The sequence below is a fragment of the Lachnospiraceae bacterium genome (genome assembly GCA_025758065.1).
GTDB lineage: Bacteria > Bacillota > Clostridia > Lachnospirales > Lachnospiraceae > Enterocloster.
Genome location: CP107199.1, coordinates 3,188,874 through 3,206,300, shown reverse-complemented (window position 1 = coordinate 3,206,300; position 17,427 = coordinate 3,188,874). Strand labels below are relative to the sequence as shown.

At 43.4% G+C, this 17,427-nt stretch carries 15 protein-coding genes; all 15 read right to left on the bottom strand.

Going from position 1 to position 17,427, the window contains the following annotated elements:
* Positions 1 to 2: 2 nt before the first annotated feature.
* Complete coding sequence (gene radC / locus OGM16_14905) at positions 3 to 731, bottom strand: DNA repair protein RadC (GenBank protein UYJ46073.1); 729 nt, start codon at positions 729 to 731, stop codon at positions 3 to 5.
* A 241-nt stretch (positions 732 to 972) separates the two neighbouring features.
* Complete coding sequence (locus OGM16_14900) at positions 973 to 1,224, bottom strand: DUF4321 domain-containing protein (GenBank protein ID UYJ46072.1); 252 nt, start codon at positions 1,222 to 1,224, stop codon at positions 973 to 975.
* A 45-nt stretch (positions 1,225 to 1,269) separates the two neighbouring features.
* On the bottom strand, positions 1,270 to 2,565 hold the full coding sequence (locus OGM16_14895) for a methionine gamma-lyase family protein (GenBank protein ID UYJ46071.1): 1,296 nt from the start codon (positions 2,563 to 2,565) through the stop codon (positions 1,270 to 1,272).
* Positions 2,566 to 2,608: 43 nt separating this feature from the next.
* Positions 2,609 to 3,577: a tRNA (adenosine(37)-N6)-dimethylallyltransferase MiaA gene (gene miaA, locus OGM16_14890; protein UYJ46070.1), complete on the bottom strand. Its 969-nt coding sequence runs from the start codon at positions 3,575 to 3,577 to the stop codon at positions 2,609 to 2,611.
* Positions 3,578 to 3,587: 10 nt separating this feature from the next.
* Positions 3,588 to 5,648, bottom strand: a complete 2,061-nt coding sequence (gene mutL, locus OGM16_14885) for a DNA mismatch repair endonuclease MutL (protein ID UYJ46069.1) — start codon at positions 5,646 to 5,648, stop codon at positions 3,588 to 3,590.
* Between the two features lie 16 nt (positions 5,649 to 5,664).
* A complete protein-coding gene (rimM, locus tag OGM16_14880) occupies positions 5,665 to 6,177 on the bottom strand; it encodes a ribosome maturation factor RimM (protein UYJ46068.1) in 513 nt (170 codons plus the stop codon).
* A gap of 256 nt (positions 6,178 to 6,433) precedes the next feature.
* Positions 6,434 to 6,661: a KH domain-containing protein gene (locus OGM16_14875; GenBank protein ID UYJ46067.1), complete on the bottom strand. Its 228-nt coding sequence runs from the start codon at positions 6,659 to 6,661 to the stop codon at positions 6,434 to 6,436.
* A gap of 24 nt (positions 6,662 to 6,685) precedes the next feature.
* Entirely contained in the window at positions 6,686 to 6,928 is a 243-nt protein-coding gene (gene rpsP / locus OGM16_14870) for a 30S ribosomal protein S16 (protein UYJ46066.1), read from the bottom strand.
* A 100-nt stretch (positions 6,929 to 7,028) separates the two neighbouring features.
* Positions 7,029 to 8,411 (bottom strand): signal recognition particle protein, encoded by a 1,383-nt coding sequence (gene ffh / locus OGM16_14865; protein ID UYJ46065.1) that lies wholly within the window; start codon positions 8,409 to 8,411, stop codon positions 7,029 to 7,031.
* Positions 8,412 to 8,421: 10 nt separating this feature from the next.
* Positions 8,422 to 8,766 carry a DNA-binding protein gene (locus OGM16_14860; protein UYJ46064.1) on the bottom strand — a complete coding sequence of 115 codons (345 nt, stop codon included), beginning with the start codon at positions 8,764 to 8,766 and terminating at the stop codon, positions 8,422 to 8,424.
* 51 nt (positions 8,767 to 8,817) lie between these two features.
* Positions 8,818 to 10,320: an SseB family protein gene (locus OGM16_14855; GenBank protein ID UYJ46063.1), complete on the bottom strand. Its 1,503-nt coding sequence runs from the start codon at positions 10,318 to 10,320 to the stop codon at positions 8,818 to 8,820.
* 66 nt (positions 10,321 to 10,386) lie between these two features.
* A complete protein-coding gene (locus OGM16_14850; protein ID UYJ46062.1) occupies positions 10,387 to 12,000 on the bottom strand; it encodes a nitrite/sulfite reductase in 1,614 nt (537 codons plus the stop codon).
* A gap of 51 nt (positions 12,001 to 12,051) precedes the next feature.
* The gene (locus tag OGM16_14845) at positions 12,052 to 15,426 is read right to left on the bottom strand and encodes a chromosome segregation protein SMC (protein UYJ46061.1); all 3,375 of its coding nucleotides are present in this window, start codon (positions 15,424 to 15,426) and stop codon (positions 12,052 to 12,054) included.
* Complete coding sequence (locus OGM16_14840) at positions 15,407 to 16,078, bottom strand: DUF4194 domain-containing protein (GenBank protein UYJ46060.1); 672 nt, start codon at positions 16,076 to 16,078, stop codon at positions 15,407 to 15,409. Before OGM16_14840 ends, OGM16_14845 begins: the two co-directional genes overlap by 20 nt.
* Positions 16,071 to 17,414: a DUF5716 family protein gene (locus tag OGM16_14835; GenBank protein UYJ48478.1), complete on the bottom strand. Its 1,344-nt coding sequence runs from the start codon at positions 17,412 to 17,414 to the stop codon at positions 16,071 to 16,073. The genes OGM16_14840 and OGM16_14835 overlap by 8 nt, the downstream gene beginning before the upstream one ends.
* Positions 17,415 to 17,427: the final 13 nt, after the last annotated feature.

Sequence of the window (17,427 nt, the reverse complement as noted above, 5' to 3'; positions counted from 1 at the left end):
TGTTACATGATCTGCTGTTGTCTGAAACTTAGATAACGTTTATCTCCAATAATAATATGGTCCAGAAGGGAGATCCCTATTACATCTCCTGCTTCTTTTACCCGGCGTGTTAAAAGCAGATCCGATTCACTGGGAGATGGATCACCGCTGGGGTGGTTGTGGACCAGGATCATACTCACTGCAAGACTGCGAAGACCCTCAATGAGGATCTCTCTTGGAGTGATCACAGAAGCATTAACTGTGCCTTTAGATACCAAAAAATCACGTAAAAGGTTCTGTTTGGTATTTAAGAACATAACGTGGATCTCTTCCTGTTCTAAATGCCGCAGATCTTCCATATAATATTCGGCGATCTGCTCTGGCTGGGTGAAAGAAAGAACGGTTTCTTTGGTCTTATAATTCCAGATGCGCCGGGAAAGTTCCCCGATACACATAAGCTGGGCACCTTTTACCATTCCAATGCCTTTGATACGGCAGTAATCTTTCAGGGAATGATGTAAAAGTCCTAAAAGACGGGTGCCATGACCTTCTAAAGCAAGTATGCTTCTGGCCAGTTCCAAAGATGTGGCATCTTTGGAACCAGTACGGATGATCACTGCTAAAAGCTCTTCATCTGTAAGGAACCTGGCTCCCTGTGTCAGGCATTTTTCATAAGGCCTGTCCTCTTTGGGCAGCTGTTTCATGGTCAGTTTCTGTACATTTTTTTCTGTTGTTTGGATCTTTTTTTTCATTGCATCCTCCTGACTTAAGCACCTCTCCAAGTACATCTGTCAGAAGCAAAGGAAAATATTAGTACATTGAAAACGATGTACTAGTATAATCTACAATAATTATCCGCTCCTTTCACTTGTCTAAATTTCCATCTGCCGCATCGGCTTCAATCGACGATGCTACCGGCATCGCCTCATTCAGCTTCCTTGCACATGAAAATTTATCCTGCGTGTAATGGATCGGTAATTATCGTGGATTATACTAGATCATACGGTAAATGATAAGGGCAATGGCAATACCGATGATGCTGGCCATGGTGATCTTGATGGTAAGTCCCAAAGTGATGACAAGTATGCCAAAGTTGATGACTAAAGGTGAATCAAGACCAAAAGACTGGCCAAAATTCAGCCAGCTAAGCCATGAAATGCCATTGGCCAGCTGACCCATAAAGCCTCCTAATACAATGCCTGCAAGCAACATGATCAGAAGAATCCAGAAATTCTTACGTCCCATAACACTCTCCTTAAGTTATCATATTATCATAAGTCTTTTTTTATGTCATCTTAAAATTTTCAAAACCCCGTCATCGATAAGCTGTTGTAAAGACTTAAGGATTCCAAGTTTTGCGTGATACCAGGTAAGACCGCCCTGAAAGTAAACGGCGTACGGTGGTTTGATCGGGCCGTCTGCGCTTAATTCAATGGAAGATCCCTGGACAAAAGCGCCGGCTGCCATGATGACCTGGCTGTCATATCCCGGCATATCCCATGGCTCAGGAGTAACAAAGCTGTCTACAGGAGCAGCTGCCTGGATGCCTTTGCAGAAAGAAATAACACCCTGGGCAGTACCGAAAGTAATGGCCTGAATGATGTCGTGGCGGGATTCACTTCCGTTTGGGACAACACCACAGCCTAATCTTTCATATACATTAGCTGCAAAAATGGCTCCTTTTAATGCACCTGCAACAACCGTTGGGGATAAGAAAAATCCCTGGTATAACTGCTGGTTTAAGCCAAGGCTTGCGCCGACTTCTTTTCCAAGTCCTGGAGCGCTTAAACGGTAAGAGGCTCTGTCTACACATTCTTTCTTACCTGCAATATAACCGCCGATAGGTGCAAGACCACCGCCTGGGTTTTTGATCAGAGAACCAACGATCATATCTGCCCCTACATCAGTAGGTTCAATGGTTTCTACAAATTCACCATAGCAGTTATCTACCATGCAGATAACCTCTGGTTTGATCTTCTTTACAAAAGCGATCAGCTCACCGATCTGTTTTACAGAAAAGGTAGGACGTGGATCATAGCCTTTGGAACGCTGGATGGTCACCAATTTGGTTTTTTCGTTAATAGCCTTTGCAATGTTCTCATAGTCAAAGGTGCCGTCAGGGAGAAGGTCTACCTGACGGTAGCTGACACCATATTCCTTTAAAGAGCCTACAGAATCACGGATTCCGATGACCTCTTCCAATGTGTCATATGGTTTTCCCACAGGAGATAAAAGTTCATCTCCAGGGCGTAAATTTCCGGACAAGGCAATATGCAGTGCATGAGTTCCGGAGATAAGCTGGGGACGTACCAGGGCGCTTTCAGTATGGAAAACACTGGCATATACATCTTCCAATGTATCACGCCCCAGATCATTGTATCCATAACCGGTAGTTGCGGCAAAATGGATATCGCTGACCTTATTGTCCTGCATGCCCTTTAAAACCTTTAGCTGGTTGTATTCAGCAACCTGGTCGATCCCTTCAAAACGTTCTTTCAGGCTTTCTTCTATATCTGCGGCATAGTCAAGAACCTCTTTGCTGATACCCAGCTGTTCATACATGCCGTCTAAGATCTGCTGTTCCATTGTTTTATAACTCCTCTTAAATAAATAATTGATTTTCGGTTTGCTATTTTAGCACGATTCGTTTTTCTTCGCAATCCTTTAATATATCCTTAAGGATCAGATCCGTATTTCCCTGGTACCTGTCAAGGTCTAACCAGCGTACATCCCGCTCCCTGCGAAACCAGGTCAGCTGCCTTTTGGCAAAATGTCTTGTATCTCGTTTAAGGATATAAACAGCCTCATCAAGGGTACAACTGCCGTCCAGATAGTCTAATATTTCCTTGTAGCCAAGTCCCTGCATGGAAGTCTGGCCTCTGTGACAGCCCATAGCTTTTAATTCCTCTATTTCTTTTACCAGACCGTTTGCTATCATAATATCTACACGTTTGTCAATGCGTTCGTAAAGAGTCTTACGGTCTCTGGTGAGAACATAATATAAGAAATTATAAGGAGATTCCTTCTGATGCATTTCTTCATTATGCTCTGAGATTTTTTCACCTGTCTGTTCGAAATATTCAATAGCGCGGATCACACGCTTTATATTATTGGCATGGATCTGCCTGGCAGCTTCCGGATCTATATGAGATAATTTCTCGTGAAGAACTCCTGGTGCCTTGTCCCCAAGTTCCTTTGCAAGCTGTTCTAATTCTTTACGGATAGGATTTTTCTCATTATTCTCTTTGAAGTCAATATCATACAACAGAGCCTGGATATAAAATCCGGTTCCCCCTGTGATAATAGGAATATTCCCACGAGAATAAATCTCATCCATTGCATGGCGGGCAAGTGTCTGAAAGGTGGCTACATTAAAATCATCCTGGGGATCCAGTACATCAATAAGATAATGAGGAATTCCCTCCATTTCTTCCTCTGTTATCTTTGCGGAACCTATGTCCATATGCCGGTATACCTGCATGGAATCTGCACTTACTATCTCTCCGCCTACTGCTTTTGCAAGCTGGATGGAAAGAGCTGTTTTGCCTACAGCTGTAGGCCCTGTAAGGATAAGAAGGGGCTTTTTCTCTGTATTCATATGCTCTCCTTTATACAATGCGCTTAAATTTCTTTTCCAGTTCATAGCGGCTCATGGAGATAATGGTGGGACGTCCATGAGGGCAGGCGTAAGGATTGTCTAACTTCAATAACTGGTCGATCAGTTCATTTGCTTCCATAGCCGATAATTGATTACCGCCTTTCACAGCCGCCTTACATGACATGGATGCGATCTTTTCATAAATACTGTTTGGGCTGTGTGCAGCCATCTCATCAGACAACCCATCGATCATTTCTAAAAGCAGATCCTTTTTTGCAACGGAAAACAGATTGGCTGGTACTGCCCGGACAGCAAACTCCCGGCCGCCAAAAGGTTCGATCTCAAAGCCGATGTGGGTAAAGTATTCCATATATTTATTTAACAGAAGCTCTTCATTTGGATTTAAAGTTAAAATGATAGGCGGTTCCACCATCTGAGAATTGTAATCGCGGTCTTTTAAGCTTTTTACCGTCTTTTCATAAAGAACCTTTTCATGGGCTGCATGCTGGTCAATAATATATAAGTGGTCATTATATTCAATCAGCCAGTAAGTGTCAAAGAGCTGTCCGATCAACTTATGTTTCAGGCGGGAAGATGGATCCAGCAGCTTTTCCCCAAAGAGATCTAATTGTTTGGGAGCCGTAGCTGCAGGCATATCAGGAATGGGTTTATCCATAATATTCTTTGATGCAAAATCCAGCTGTGTATTTCTGTTAACAGAAGTCTGCGCGCTATTACCTGAACTTGTATTGCTTTGAGATATTTTCTCATTAATTGTATTGTTGTCCTGCTTTCTAAAAGCTTTCAGGTTCTCTTCTTCCGCTTTTTTTCTTTCCTTCAGCCATTCCGGCATCATATCCGAAATATCCGGTTCTTTTACAAAAGAAGGTTTCGGCGGCGCGATCTGGCGATAACTTCCTTCAGCAGAAACAGCCGCGGATTTTTCCGCTGCAGGAAACTTCTGCTGTTCCAGTACATCTTTTCGTTTTGTCTCAAAAGGCTCCGGTCTTGGAGCTTTTTTCACCTCAAAACGCCTTGTATCCTGCTCACCTTTTTCGTTTAAGTTTACATCCGGGATCAGTTCTTTGTGTGCCAGGGCATTTGATACTGCGTTTACTGTCTGCTCATATATAAATTCACCATCACTGAAGCGCAGCTCCATTTTGGTTGGATGGACATTTACATCCAGTGTCTGCGGATCGATCTGGAAATGCAGCATGGTAAAGGGATACTTATGCTGCATCATGAAAGGCTTGTAAGCCTCTTCTATGGCTTTAGAAAGGATATTGCTGCGTACAAACCGGCCATTGACAAAATAGTTCTCATAATTGCGGTTAGAACGTGCTATCACCGGTTTTCCAATATAGCCGGTAATGGTGATCCCAGGTCCTTGTGCATGGACTTCTAACAGATTGGCAGTGATCTCCCGGCCAAATACTGTGTAGATCAGATCCTTCAGATTATTATTACCGGAAGTATAGAGCTTGTTCTGGTTATTCTGGATAAAACGGATGGAAATATCCGGGTGGGATAATGCGATCTTTTCCACTACAGAAGCCACATGAGTCCCTTCTGTAACAGGGGTTTTTAAAAACTTCTTTCTGGCCGGAGTATTAAAAAACAAGTTTCTTGCGATGATCGTGGTCCCTTCAGGAGCACCAATCTCCTCTAAGCTTTTTTCTCTCCCGCCTTCGATCTGGTAACGGATACCAGTAAGAGTCTGGGCTGTTTTTGAGATCAGCTCTACCTGTGAAACTGCAGCAATACTGGCTAAAGCTTCTCCGCGAAAGCCAAGGGAACCGATGGTCATCAAGTCATCTACTGTATGTATTTTGCTGGTGGCATGTCTTAAAAAGGCTGTGGCAACCTGATCTTTGGGGATACCGCAACCATTATCAGTGATGCGGATCAGACTGCAGCCACCATCACGTATTTCTACGGTAACAGCTGTGGCCTGGGCATCAATGGCATTTTCCAGAAGCTCTTTTACAACAGAAGCAGGCCGTTCGATCACTTCTCCGGCTGCGATCTTATTAATGGTGGTCTCGTCTAAAACAGTGATGGTGGGCATAGCATCAAGTCCTTTCTTACAGATCCATTAAACCATCCAGGATATGAACTGTCATTTCACCATTTTCCATATCCACATTCAGGATACAGTCTTTAATAGCAGGCAGGAGGAGCTCCTTTCCATTTGGAAGAGCTACTACATATACATCATTTGCCCCTGTTTCCAGTACATCTTTGATAGTGCCTACTTCATTTCCTTCATCATCATTTACCTGCAGACCAATCAGATCTGTGATAAAGTATTCATCTGGTTTTAAGGCAACGGCCTGTTCTCTGGTAATAAGAAGGTCTTTCTGGCGCCAGGTTTCTACATCATTGATATTATCATAGCCTTTAAACTTTAAGATGACCATATTTTTGAAGAATTTTACCTGTTCGATCTCTAAAGCAGTCTGTCCTTTTCCAGTGTCCAGAATAACCGTTTTCAACTTTTTAAAACGCTTGGCATCGTCCGTGGTAGGAAAAACCTTTACTTCGCCTCTTACACCATGAGTAGATGTCACTACACCTACACGCAGCATGTTTTCCATAAATATAAGATCCTTTCTGTATATAAATATATAACATGTACTCTCGGAGTCTTTCATGCACTTGCCTTTGCGGCCGATTTTTCGCCAGTCGCACCCGAATTTTATCAACGTACGCACCGCGTACGCCTCAAAAATTTGGGCACAACTGACAAAAAATCTTCTCGCAAAATCAAGTACAAAAAGATTCCGAGAGTACATTAACTAAAAAGGGCTGCCGCAAAATAGCTGTATCTATTCTGCGGCAGTCCCTCCTTTTTTACTGAATCTCTACGATTACTTTCTTGTCTTCCTTTGAGGCAGCGGCCTTGACTACGGAACGGATTGCTTTTGCGATCCTGCCTTGTTTGCCAATGACCTTGCCCATATCGGCAGGAGCTACCGTAAGTTCGATCAGTGTGTCGTCACCTTTCAGGGATTCATTGACTACAACCGCATCCGGGTTATCGACTAATGCTTTCGCAATCACTTCGACTAATTCCTTCATCTCTCCACCTCATTTGATTAAAGATTACTGAATACCAGCGATCTTTAACAGCTTTCCTACAGTTTCGGTTGGCTGAGCGCCATTTGCTAACCACTTCTTGGTAGCTTCTTCATCAAACTTGATCACGCTAGGATCCTTGGTGGAATCATAATATCCAACTTCCTCGATGAACTTTCCGTCTCTTGGGGATCTGGAATCAGAAACTACGATTCTATAAAAAGGAGCCTTCTTCTGTCCCATTCTTCTTAATCTCATCTTTACTGCCATTGTTACATACCTCCGTAAAATTAATCTTTTCTATTTGTTTTCGTTTTTATATGTTAGACATACAGGAACACCTGTCTGACTATCTAAGTTTGCCAGAAGCTTAAAATGGAAGCTTCATCTTGCCGCCCATAAGACCGCCTAAACCGCCAAGACCTTTCATGCCTTTGCGCTTGCCGCCGCCCATGAGTCCCGGCATCTGTTTCATCATTTTTTTCATCTGGTCAAACTGCTTTACCAGACGGTTTACTTCGCCAATATCTACGCCAGCGCCTTTTGCAATACGCTGTTTGCGGGATGGATTTATCAGTCCCGGATTAGCCCGTTCCTCTTTTGTCATGGAAAGGATAATAGATTCTACACGGTGCATAGACCGTTCGCCTTCATCCATATCTACACCAGCTAACTGGCTCCCCACACCAGGCATCATGGAAAGGATACTTCCCATACCGCCCATTTTCCTGATCTGCTGCATCTGGTTTAAGAAATCATTGTAATCAAACTCTGCCTTGCGCAGCTTCTGGGATAACTCTTTGGCCTGTTCCTCATCTACCTGGGCTGCTGCTTTCTCAATGAGAGACTGGATATCACCCATTCCAAGGATTCTGGAGGCCATACGGTCTGGATAAAACTGCTCCAGGTCAGAGAGCTTTTCTCCCATACCGATGTATAAAATAGGTTTTCCGGTGACAGAGCGGATAGAAAGGGCTGCACCGCCTCGGGTATCGCCATCCAGCTTTGTAAGGATCACACCATCAATACCGATCTTATCATTAAAGGTTCCGGAAACATTGACTGCATCCTGACCAGTCATGGCATCAACTACCAGTATGGTCTGATATACATTGACTGCTTCCTTGATCTGCTCCAGCTCTTCCATCATGTTTTCATCTACATGAAGACGGCCGGCTGTATCCAGGATCACTACATTAAAATTGTTCTTGGAAGCATGTTCCACAGCGGCTTTGGCAATATCCACCGGGCTGATCTTATCGCCCATGGAGAATACAGGCACATCAACTTTCTCGCCGTTGATCTGCAGCTGTTTAATAGCAGCCGGACGATATACATCGCAGGCAACTAACAGCGGTTTTCTTCCTTTTGCTTTTAACTTGGCAGCAATCTTGGCTGTTGTTGTGGTTTTACCGGCACCCTGAAGACCTGCCATCATAATGACTGTGATCTCATTGCCCGGTTTTAAGGCTATTTCTGTGGTTTCAGAGCCCATCAGCTTTACCAGTTCTTCTGTTACGATCTTAATAACAGTCTGTCCTGGTGTCAGGCTTCCGAATACCTCTTCCCCTACAGCTCTTTCCTGAATGGAGCTGATGAACTGCTTAACTACTTTAAAGCTTACATCTGCTTCCAGAAGTGCCATTTTAACTTCCTTTAAGGCAGCTTTTACATCTGCTTCAGAAAGCCGGCCTTTGCCACGTAGGTTTTTGAAAATATTCTGCAATTTGTCGGATAAGCTTTCAAAAGCCATTCATAACCTCCTAAAGTGTGGCTGTAATCTCTCCGGAAAGTTTCCGGATCTGGTCGATCAGAGCCATATCTCTGGTTTTTGCACAGGTATCAGCAAGATCATCTAATTCCCGGATCATCTCCCGGATTTTCATAAACTTGGCTACCAGCTGCAATTTTGTTTCATATTCTTCCAGTATCTTGTCGCACCGTTTCTTAAGATCGTGAACACTCTGACGGCTGATCCCCTGCTCCTTTGCGATCTCGCTGGGCGAAAGATCATTTAACACCATATCTTCGTAAATACGACGCTGGTGTTCCGTCAGCAGTTCTCCATAGAAATCAAACAACAGACCCTGTTCAACGATTTTTTCCATTTCAACCACCTGTGCTATCATACACGATGTGGAAAGCAATGTCAAGTATTTTTACTTGACGTTTTTAAGATTTTTATAAATTTCAATGACCGCCTTCATATCCTCTCTGTCAAGAGTCAGATTTTCAGTGAGAGGATTGATAACGATGTTGTCACCGCCGGTTGCCCGGATGGCATCTGCCATGGTAAAGACAACACAGCCCCAGTCGTTGCGCTTATAAGCTTTCTCAAATTCCATCCAGTCTGTAAACAGTGGAAGGAAGGACTGCTTCTGCTTATTGGTGATCCGCGGAAGGATCAGGCCCTGTCCCTGTTCTGCACTTAAACTGTTCTGCCCTACATTTAAGTCACCATTGTATTTAACAGGAACCAGTAATTTACTCTTAACCAGTTCATTTAATACAGCATTTTTCTTTGCTGCCAATTTTTCTTCTCTTTCAGGATAAGTTACAGGCCATCTTACTTCACCCATAAGATCTGCCATTTCAAAGCGCAGAGCCGGGTTGAATACAGGAACCGGAAGTTCTGCTCCCTTTTCTTCCGCAATATCTTCTAAGAAGTCAGAGCGTTTCATTAACAACTGGTAGGATCCGTTATTAACAAGAATGTTATCCATTCCCAGATAGTACAGCCATGCAAACAGGCTGATCCGTCCTGGAAGTCCGGTACTCTTCTTTGGAATTTCTTTTAATACTAAAGATTTATGGTACTGGTTCTCATAAAAATGCAGGGCATGTTTTGCCAGGATCTCTTCAGAGTAAACATCAATGGTCCCCTCAATAATATAAGGAAGACCGGTAGCTTTATCTAAAAGCACATACAGGGAAGATGCCATTTTTAACTTTTCAACAATAGCATCGTAGATCAGCTGTCCTTTTTCGTTGTAATCTGGCATTTCTGCCTGTTCATTCATCTGCTGTAAGCGGCACATCATGAAAATGCATTCTTTTACAGACATAGGCACCAGTAAAGCTTCGGAAAGACTTCCTTCTCCTGCAACCAGGATAGAAAGTTCATCTTCCCTCTTCTTTGGCAGAAGGGCTGCCAGGTTTTCATCCCGTTCTCCTGCTTTTTTAACTGCTTCCAGATCAGCTTCATTTGCTTCTGGCACACCGGTAAAATCATCCATGGTAAGACCGGAGAACTTTGCAAAATCAATGATCTTTGGAGCAGGAACAGCTGTAAACGCCGGTTCTTCAGTTTCGCTTACTGTTTCTAACAGTTCATCAGTAACAGGAACTAAAACTGCGCCTTTGGGAACATCTTCTTTTACAGCGCCCCTTAATTTAAAGCCATAATGTGGTCCATAAGTTCCCTTCATATCAGCAGAAGCTATCTTCATTAACTTGGTTCCCTGCTCGATCCCTTCGATGGTGCAGTGGAAAGCCGGCTTTCCTTCTTCGTCTAAACAGATAGCAGCCGTTCCCGGAGTTACTTTTCCACTTGTCATCTTGCCGGTAACAACTACGCTTTTTCCTTCTTTTAATGCATAAACTTCATCTACAGCAAATGAAAATCCATCTGCCTGAGCTTTTTTATTTGAAAATAATCCCATTGTTTCCTCCTAAAATCGGGCATGATATGAAGATTATACACCAGCCCGGTTAAAATGAAAAGCGTTTTATACAAGGAAAGATACTGCAATGGATTCAATACCTTCCGGATTCTTTGCAAACCAGGTTTTAAAATCTGTGCCACTGTTACTTACTGTATGTCCCAATGTACATAAAAAGTCAGGGATCTGTTCTTCTAACATAGTTCCAATTTCTTTTCCCATACGTTCCTGGCCCTGGACATCACTGCCGTTGATATAAAGATTAAATGCTGGTTTAAGCACGTTATCTACAGTTTTGGCACCGCCTCTGAAACCGATCACGCCAATCTGATGGGTACCGCAGGAAGATGGGCAGCCGGAAATATGGATCTTTGGCAGAATTCCGTCAGCAAACTGTTCTTTTCGTTCCATTTCCACTAGTTTCTGTAAAAGTCCCTGGGAATCACGGATGCCCTGCTGGCATACATGGGCTCCAATGCAGGCTACAGATTCTTCAAAAACAGTTTTAGCCCCACCCTTTGTTGCGTGCAGAACAGGTCCTAAATCTTCTTCGCGGCAGTTAATTACATAGAATGATTCATCTGGACAAAGGCGAAGCTGTGCACCTGGAATATCACAGATTACTTTGTACAGGTTTACAAATAAAACAGGATCCGGTGTTCCACCGACCGGATGACAGAGCACGCTATAGAGCCCCGGCTGTTTCTGGGCATATACGCGATTTCTTCCAGGTGCAGTAAATACAGCAGTCGGGCCGTTATTTTCCTGCTCAGTATCGTGGCTGCAGGTGCTTAAGCCTGCAGCAGTGCCACATTCCATTTCATCCTCAGAAAGCTGTAGGGTCAGATCTTTCCCTTGCGCTTTTACTTCTTTTAATTTCTCTAAAAATGCTGCTTTATATTGTTCAGCACCGCCTAAGGTCTGCTGCATATACCGGCTTCTTGCCTTTGCACGGTTTTCATAATTACCATAAGTTAAAAACATCTGATGCATAGCTTCAATGTAGTAAAGAATCTGGTTCTTTTCAACTTTTTCAGCTACTTTTACGCCGAAAGCAGGGTTATTTCCCAGACCACCTGCACTGTAAACATCAAAAGTCCCGTCTTCTCTTGCTGCAAAGCCCAAATCACGGAAGGTTGCGTGGGTCAGGTTTGCAGGTGTATTGGAAAAACCAACTTTTAACTTTCTTGGAAGCTTCGGTCCTTTAATATAAGTCATCAGGTAGTCTGCAGCAGCCAGTGCCCATGGAAGTACATTAAAATATTCTCCGTTTTCAATTCCGGATAAGGGAGAAACTGTTACATTCCTTGGAAAGTCTCCACCACCACCTCTGGTAACGATGCCGCATTTCAAGGCTTCTACTGCAAGAATCTTTACAGTCTCTTCATCCAGGTCGTGAAGCTGTAAAGTCTGGCAGGTGGTTAGATGGACTCTTTTAATGTGGTATGTCTCAATAGCGTCAGCAATGAATTTAAGCTTCTTCAGATCCATAACACCGCCGGACATACGCAGACGGAGCATACTGGCATTTCCGCCTCTTTGGGCATAGCTTCCGAAGCCGCCAGAAATGCCCTTATAGGTTTTTGCATCCATTTCCCCCCTGTAAAACTTTTCTGTTGCTTCGTCAAATTCTTTGTAGTCTTCTTTCCAGTCTTCTGGCTGGATCTTCCACTGTGTCATAAGTGTCTTCTCCTTTTCTTAGCTTTATGCATCTGTAACATTTCTATACATCTAAGCCTCATTATCCACTTCTGCAGCCAGGTCCTTCATTCTGTCCTTTTCAAAGGCCTGAATAGAAATGGATTTTTTACTTGGATTTGCAAATACAAAGGTTTTGTCTACGTTTTCCACATAATTCTGGATCTTGTCATTGGTAGCGCTGATAATGGCCTGGAAGCCAAGTCCTCTTATAAGTTCAATGCAGCTTGCTACTTTTTCCGCATCCATTTTGGAAAATGCCTCATCCAGGATAACTAAACGGATGGATGGCCTCTGCCGTACTGCCGGTGAATGACCAATATGGTAAGCCTGTGCAAAGCTTGCAAGAAGGGCCACGTACAGAGGATTCTGGCCTTCACCACCGGAGTTTTTGCGGATCATACGGCTTAAACCAATACGGATCACCTCATCATCATTTTTGATCAGCTGCTGCATATCAAAGGAAAGATAGGTGCGGTAGTCTGCGTATTTTTCCATGTTTCTTCGGGCTTCTTCTAGCTGGGCTGCTGTAGCGTTTTCCGGCGGGATGAAAATAGAGATCAGCTCGTTTATAAGATCCCCATACCGGTTTTCATGTTCTATGGAAAACAGGTTCAGCTGATTATCCATGCCGCCGCTAAGACTGCCTGGATCAATCTCTAAGGATTCATCCATGAACATGTCATAAAATCTTCCGTCTGTCCCTTTACACTTGCTGATGACGAACTGATACTTGTCTTTACCAAAGTCCAGGCGGCTGATGATACGGTTTAGTTCATCCTTGCGCAGCATGGCATCTTTAATAGCACTTCGTACCTTATACATAAAGTCATCCTTAAAATGCTCTACCGCTGCTTTTGCCTGTTTTCCGGCCTGCTCTCTGTAAATTTCCAGGTCATCGCAGGCAAGACGGTCTAATATCTTATCATAAGCGGCATTGTCACTGCTGCTTACAGGCACATTTCTTCCTGGGTAAAGGCGGATGTATTCGCTGCGCAGTCCCATTAAATGCTCTTTGGCCTGAGTGCTTTTTTGCTCTAAGATCTGACATTTGGACTGGTAAGCCTCTTTTTCCTGGTCAAAACGTGGATGATCCTTGTCCGCCAGATAAGCATTTAATTCCCGCTCATGTTCCTCGTTTTCAGGAACATCTCTTCCTTGTCCTGCTGCTTCTGTTTCCAGCTTTATAATGGTCTGGGAAAAACGCTCCAGTTCATTTTTCTTATTTAGTGTTTGTTCCTGAATGGCATCCCGCTCCCGCTTTTTACCGTCTGTCAGCTCTAAAACAGCTTTTCTGTCAGCTTCTAACTGTTTTACATCCTTTTGGCGCAGCGTTTCCATGCGTTCTGAAAGTTTTTCCTTTTCTTTTAACTTTTCCTGTCTGGCATCCATATCAGAAAGCCACTGGAAATATTCATCAGTTTCCTCTTTTAAAGTCTCAAGGGATAAAATACGTTTGCAGTCGGCTAAGGTTTCCTCTAACGGAGCCCGTTTTTTTGCAGTTTCTTCCAGCTCCTTATCCAGAAGCTTTACTCTCTTTCGCATACTGTCCTTACCAATATAGGCAAGACGGGTGTAATTTTCCGGATTGATATACTGGAGCCGGAAAGTATGGTAAAGAAGACAGTCCGGGGTAATGCCAATGGCATTTTTCTGCAGTTCCTCTATGGAAGTACATTTTATCACCTTTCCAAGAAGCAGGCTGATATATGGTTTTAAATAAGCTTCACGGACAGAAACTTCCTCTGCCAGAGAGTCCTTTAGCGCCTCATTGCTGTATTCAGAAGCCCTTTCTGTATCCAGGACCGCTGTATTCCAGAACTTTTTCTTATCCAGTTCCCTGTAAATGCCTAAGGCTATTTTAGCATATTTTGGGGCCACTACCAGATTTAATTTATTTCCGCCCAGGTAGCCTTCCACTGCATTGCGCCACTGATCGTCCCGGATGTCCAACAGGTCTGCCAGGATATACACATCCACGCTTTTTCCAGTTTCTTCCAGTAAGCGGCGCTGTAAAAAGCCTCTGGCTTCCTCCAGATAACCAGGATAGGCTTTATTTCCTGCTTTTAACTGTTCTAATTCCAGTTTTTTAAGCTTCTCTGCCTTTTTCAGTTCATTGATCTGGCTGACTGTTTCCTGGCGCAGCTTTTCTGTATCCGCTTCCATAGAGGAAAGTGATGCTTTTAAACGTCTTAACGCAGCCTTATCAATGCTCCTGTTTTCAAATTCCTCAATATCCCATAAGGTCTGGTTGGAAACAATCTCTTCTTCTTCCCATTTCTTTAAAGCATTTAAGGTCTTCTGCCATTTGGCTTCGCTGTGGCCTAACTGCTCGCAGAGAGCATTTAAAGAAGAAAGCTGCTCCTTTAATTCTTCATATCCGGTAGATGCGATCCTCTTTAAAAGTTCGTCACTGTCCTTTGTAAGATCAGCAATCTGCCGTTCTACTAATCTTTTTGCCTCTCCCAGACGATCCAGATCTTCTTTGCCCTGATCTATCTTATCAGAAAACATACGGATCTTTGCCCGGGTATCTAAAAGGTCTAATTTCTTCACAAACCAGCTGTATTTTTCCTGCTTTTCTCTTAACAGATCATATTCGTTAAAAGCTTCTTTCATGGCCTTTAACTGGCGGATCTCTTCACAGGTGTCCTCGATCTTTTTCTGCATCCGTCCATACTGCATGACGCTTTCCTGCATGTCCTCAATATGGATATTCTGCTCGGTGCAGATATATTCCTTTACAAAGTCCTCTAAGCGGATGTTCATCCTGAATGGGATAGCCCGTTTAAACAGCAGAGGAAATTTCTCGCTGTCAAGACCGCCTAAATAGCTGTCATAAAGGATCCGGCGGAACCGTTCATTGTGGGAAGTGGAAAAATAATCTTCTTTGCTGTAGTTCTCTCTTAAATACTGCTCCACCTCGCTGATAGACATAGGTCTTGAAGCTGTGCGGTATTCATTTTCCCATAAAGATCCCTTGTGCCAGAAGAAACGTCTTGAAACTTCGTTAGAAGCGGTATTTACATCAAATACAATGCCGATGCACTGAAAATTTTCTGTACCTGTCAGCTGCATCTCCAGAACAATAGTAGAACTGAAGTTCTGGTTCCTCAAATAAGAAAATTCGTTGTTTTCACCAATATTTACCATACCACGCAGGTATTCGATCAGGCTTCGGTCTGAGTCATCAGCTGCGGCTTTGTTAAAGAATCCCCGGCCGTCTGTATTGGCATACAGTACCAGCTGCATAGCGTCGATCACAGTGGATTTTCCGCTTCCGGAATGGCCGGTAAAAAAGTTGATTTCCCTGTTTAAAGAAAGGACTTTCCTGGAAATATAGTGCCAGTTGTTTAAGGCGATCCTTGTAAATGCCAGAAAAGGAGTATTATTCATCACTTCCATCATCCATTCCTCCTTCACTGTCATCACCAAAATCTTCTAATAAGGCCCGCGCATCATCTCCTAACAGTACTACATTGATGCAGGGATAGATGATAAAAGGGCTTTTGCTGTTTAAGTCATCTAAAAGCTCTAAAGGCTCGATGATCTGGTATTTTCTAAGTAATGCCAGTGTCCTTCGGATATCCGTAGGCGCAGGCTGGCGTTTAAATAAGCGGTAATTTCCCAGCTTTTCCTGTATTTCCCCTAAAGTGGTATATACATTTACACTGGTAGAAACATTTTCCATCTGTTCGTCATAGATCAGCTTTAACGCTAACAGATAAAGGGTAGCCAGTTTTGAAAGCTTTTCTCCCAACAGGTCTTCTCCCTGGACATAGAAAATGCCCATGTGGCTGTTCTCCATCAGTTCAATGCCGGATACTGCCAGATAATGGCGGATAAATGGAAAATGCCTGGTAATGATACGGTAAGAGGAAGTATACTGCAGACGCTCTGTTTTCTTATCGTATTTCCGTTCCAGGACAAAGGTCTGACGAAGGAGCAGTCGGATCGAGTCTGTGATCTCCTTTTGCTGTTCTTCAGTCATGTTGTCATAATAGGGAATGCTCCAGTCTGTTTCTGGTCCATTATTCAGATCATCTATAATATCATTCATGGGTGTTCCTCCTTACAAACTGAAGCTTTGGATAGGTATAAGGGCCGTTTTTTACAGGATCTTCCTCTTCTTCCATTGCCAGATAACGGCTTTTGGTACGTGTGGAATAATCATAAGCCAGTATCAGTTTTTCAAAATCTTCATCGCTGCCTACAGTGGTCTCGTCTACTTCCATGGAGCCTTCTTTCATGTGGCCCTGGATAAAGTCCTCGATCTCCTTGCGGCTGTAGCGGTTCTTTACTTTATTATAATTTAATATCTCTTCTTCAGAAAGCTCTGGCAGTGCCTTTTCATCTGGCAGCTGCTTTGCAAAATCCGTTCTTGGACGGCGGCGTTTGTAAAGAGCTTCTTCTGATAACAGACTGGTCTGGGAAAGGTTCATCCGGTTTCCTACTGCCTGTATCATGGCCTCGTCTCCACGGTTTGCGCTGAGCTTATTTAAAAGCTGGATCACAAGGCCTTTCATGTCATCTTCCTGATTTAGAAGATATCCAAGCCTTGTAACCGTTGCCTTTACATAGCGGGAATGTTCCCTGTCAATATTGGTAATGCGGTGTTCAATATCGTCAAAGCCACGCTCTAACTGATCCAGCTTTTCAAAGATCACCTCTGAGGGCGTAGTCTCGCCTGCTCGGGCAAGCCAGTTTCCATCTTCCCTCATGGAGCGGATGCAGGCTTTTATGTCCGTCTTATAAAGATAAAAGTTGTCCGATGTCTTTAAAATATGATACTTTTTATTGACGATCTCCTGGACATAACCTTCTAAATGGTCTTTTAACAGCTGGGCATAGTCTTTCTGTGCCAGCAGGTTTCCAAAAAAGGTGTCCATGTTGTGAAGCAGATCCTGAAGAGATTTGTTTAATTTCCTCGTATTTACAATGGCAGTATCTAAAAGTCCAATACCAGCGCGGCTGTCGTTTTTTAAAGAGAATAAAATGGCATATACGTTTTGAATGTAAATATTGGTTTCATCTGCCTGCTCACTGGAAAGGCGGGAAAATGCCTCTATCATCACCGCTGCATAGTCCGGTATGACAATGTTCACGGTCATGGCAGAATAATCGTCTACTTTCCGCAGCCAGCCGGTCTTTAACAGCCAGTTTAAAACACGGGTAGCAGGCGGTTCTAACTGATCTTCTTCCTCTTCCAGCTCGTCCTGCCAGATCACGCACCGTTTTTGGGCAAAATAGCTGCTTAAAAGCTGGATGCACATTTCACGGCTTAAAAAGTAATTGCTGTATTCATATTCTTCATTTATCTTTAAAAGAGCTTCTATATAGGTGGAACGGTTCACAGAGCGGAATAAGCTCCAGAAGCGTTCCGGTATTTCCTGCATCAAATTTGTTCTC

Coding starts and splice junctions, on each gene's coding strand:
- radC (UYJ46073.1), bottom strand. CDS start 731: ATGAAAAAAAAGATCCAAACAACAGAAAAAAATGTACAGAAACTGACC.
- OGM16_14840 (UYJ46060.1), bottom strand. CDS start 16,078: ATGAATGATATTATAGATGATCTGAATAATGGACCAGAAACAGACTGG.
- ffh (UYJ46065.1), bottom strand. CDS start 8,411: ATGGCTTTTGAAAGCTTATCCGACAAATTGCAGAATATTTTCAAAAAC.
- OGM16_14845 (UYJ46061.1), bottom strand. CDS start 15,426: ATGATGGAAGTGATGAATAATACTCCTTTTCTGGCATTTACAAGGATC.
- OGM16_14835 (UYJ48478.1), bottom strand. CDS start 17,414: ATGCAGGAAATACCGGAACGCTTCTGGAGCTTATTCCGCTCTGTGAAC.
- OGM16_14850 (UYJ46062.1), bottom strand. CDS start 12,000: ATGACACAGTGGAAGATCCAGCCAGAAGACTGGAAAGAAGACTACAAA.
- OGM16_14875 (UYJ46067.1), bottom strand. CDS start 6,661: ATGAAGGAATTAGTCGAAGTGATTGCGAAAGCATTAGTCGATAACCCG.
- miaA (UYJ46070.1), bottom strand. CDS start 3,577: ATGAATACAGAGAAAAAGCCCCTTCTTATCCTTACAGGGCCTACAGCT.
- OGM16_14895 (UYJ46071.1), bottom strand. CDS start 2,565: ATGGAACAGCAGATCTTAGACGGCATGTATGAACAGCTGGGTATCAGC.
- OGM16_14860 (UYJ46064.1), bottom strand. CDS start 8,766: ATGGAAAAAATCGTTGAACAGGGTCTGTTGTTTGATTTCTATGGAGAA.
- mutL (UYJ46069.1), bottom strand. CDS start 5,648: ATGCCCACCATCACTGTTTTAGACGAGACCACCATTAATAAGATCGCA.
- OGM16_14900 (UYJ46072.1), bottom strand. CDS start 1,224: ATGGGACGTAAGAATTTCTGGATTCTTCTGATCATGTTGCTTGCAGGC.
- rpsP (UYJ46066.1), bottom strand. CDS start 6,928: ATGGCAGTAAAGATGAGATTAAGAAGAATGGGACAGAAGAAGGCTCCT.
- rimM (UYJ46068.1), bottom strand. CDS start 6,177: ATGGAAAACATGCTGCGTGTAGGTGTAGTGACATCTACTCATGGTGTA.
- OGM16_14855 (UYJ46063.1), bottom strand. CDS start 10,320: ATGGGATTATTTTCAAATAAAAAAGCTCAGGCAGATGGATTTTCATTT.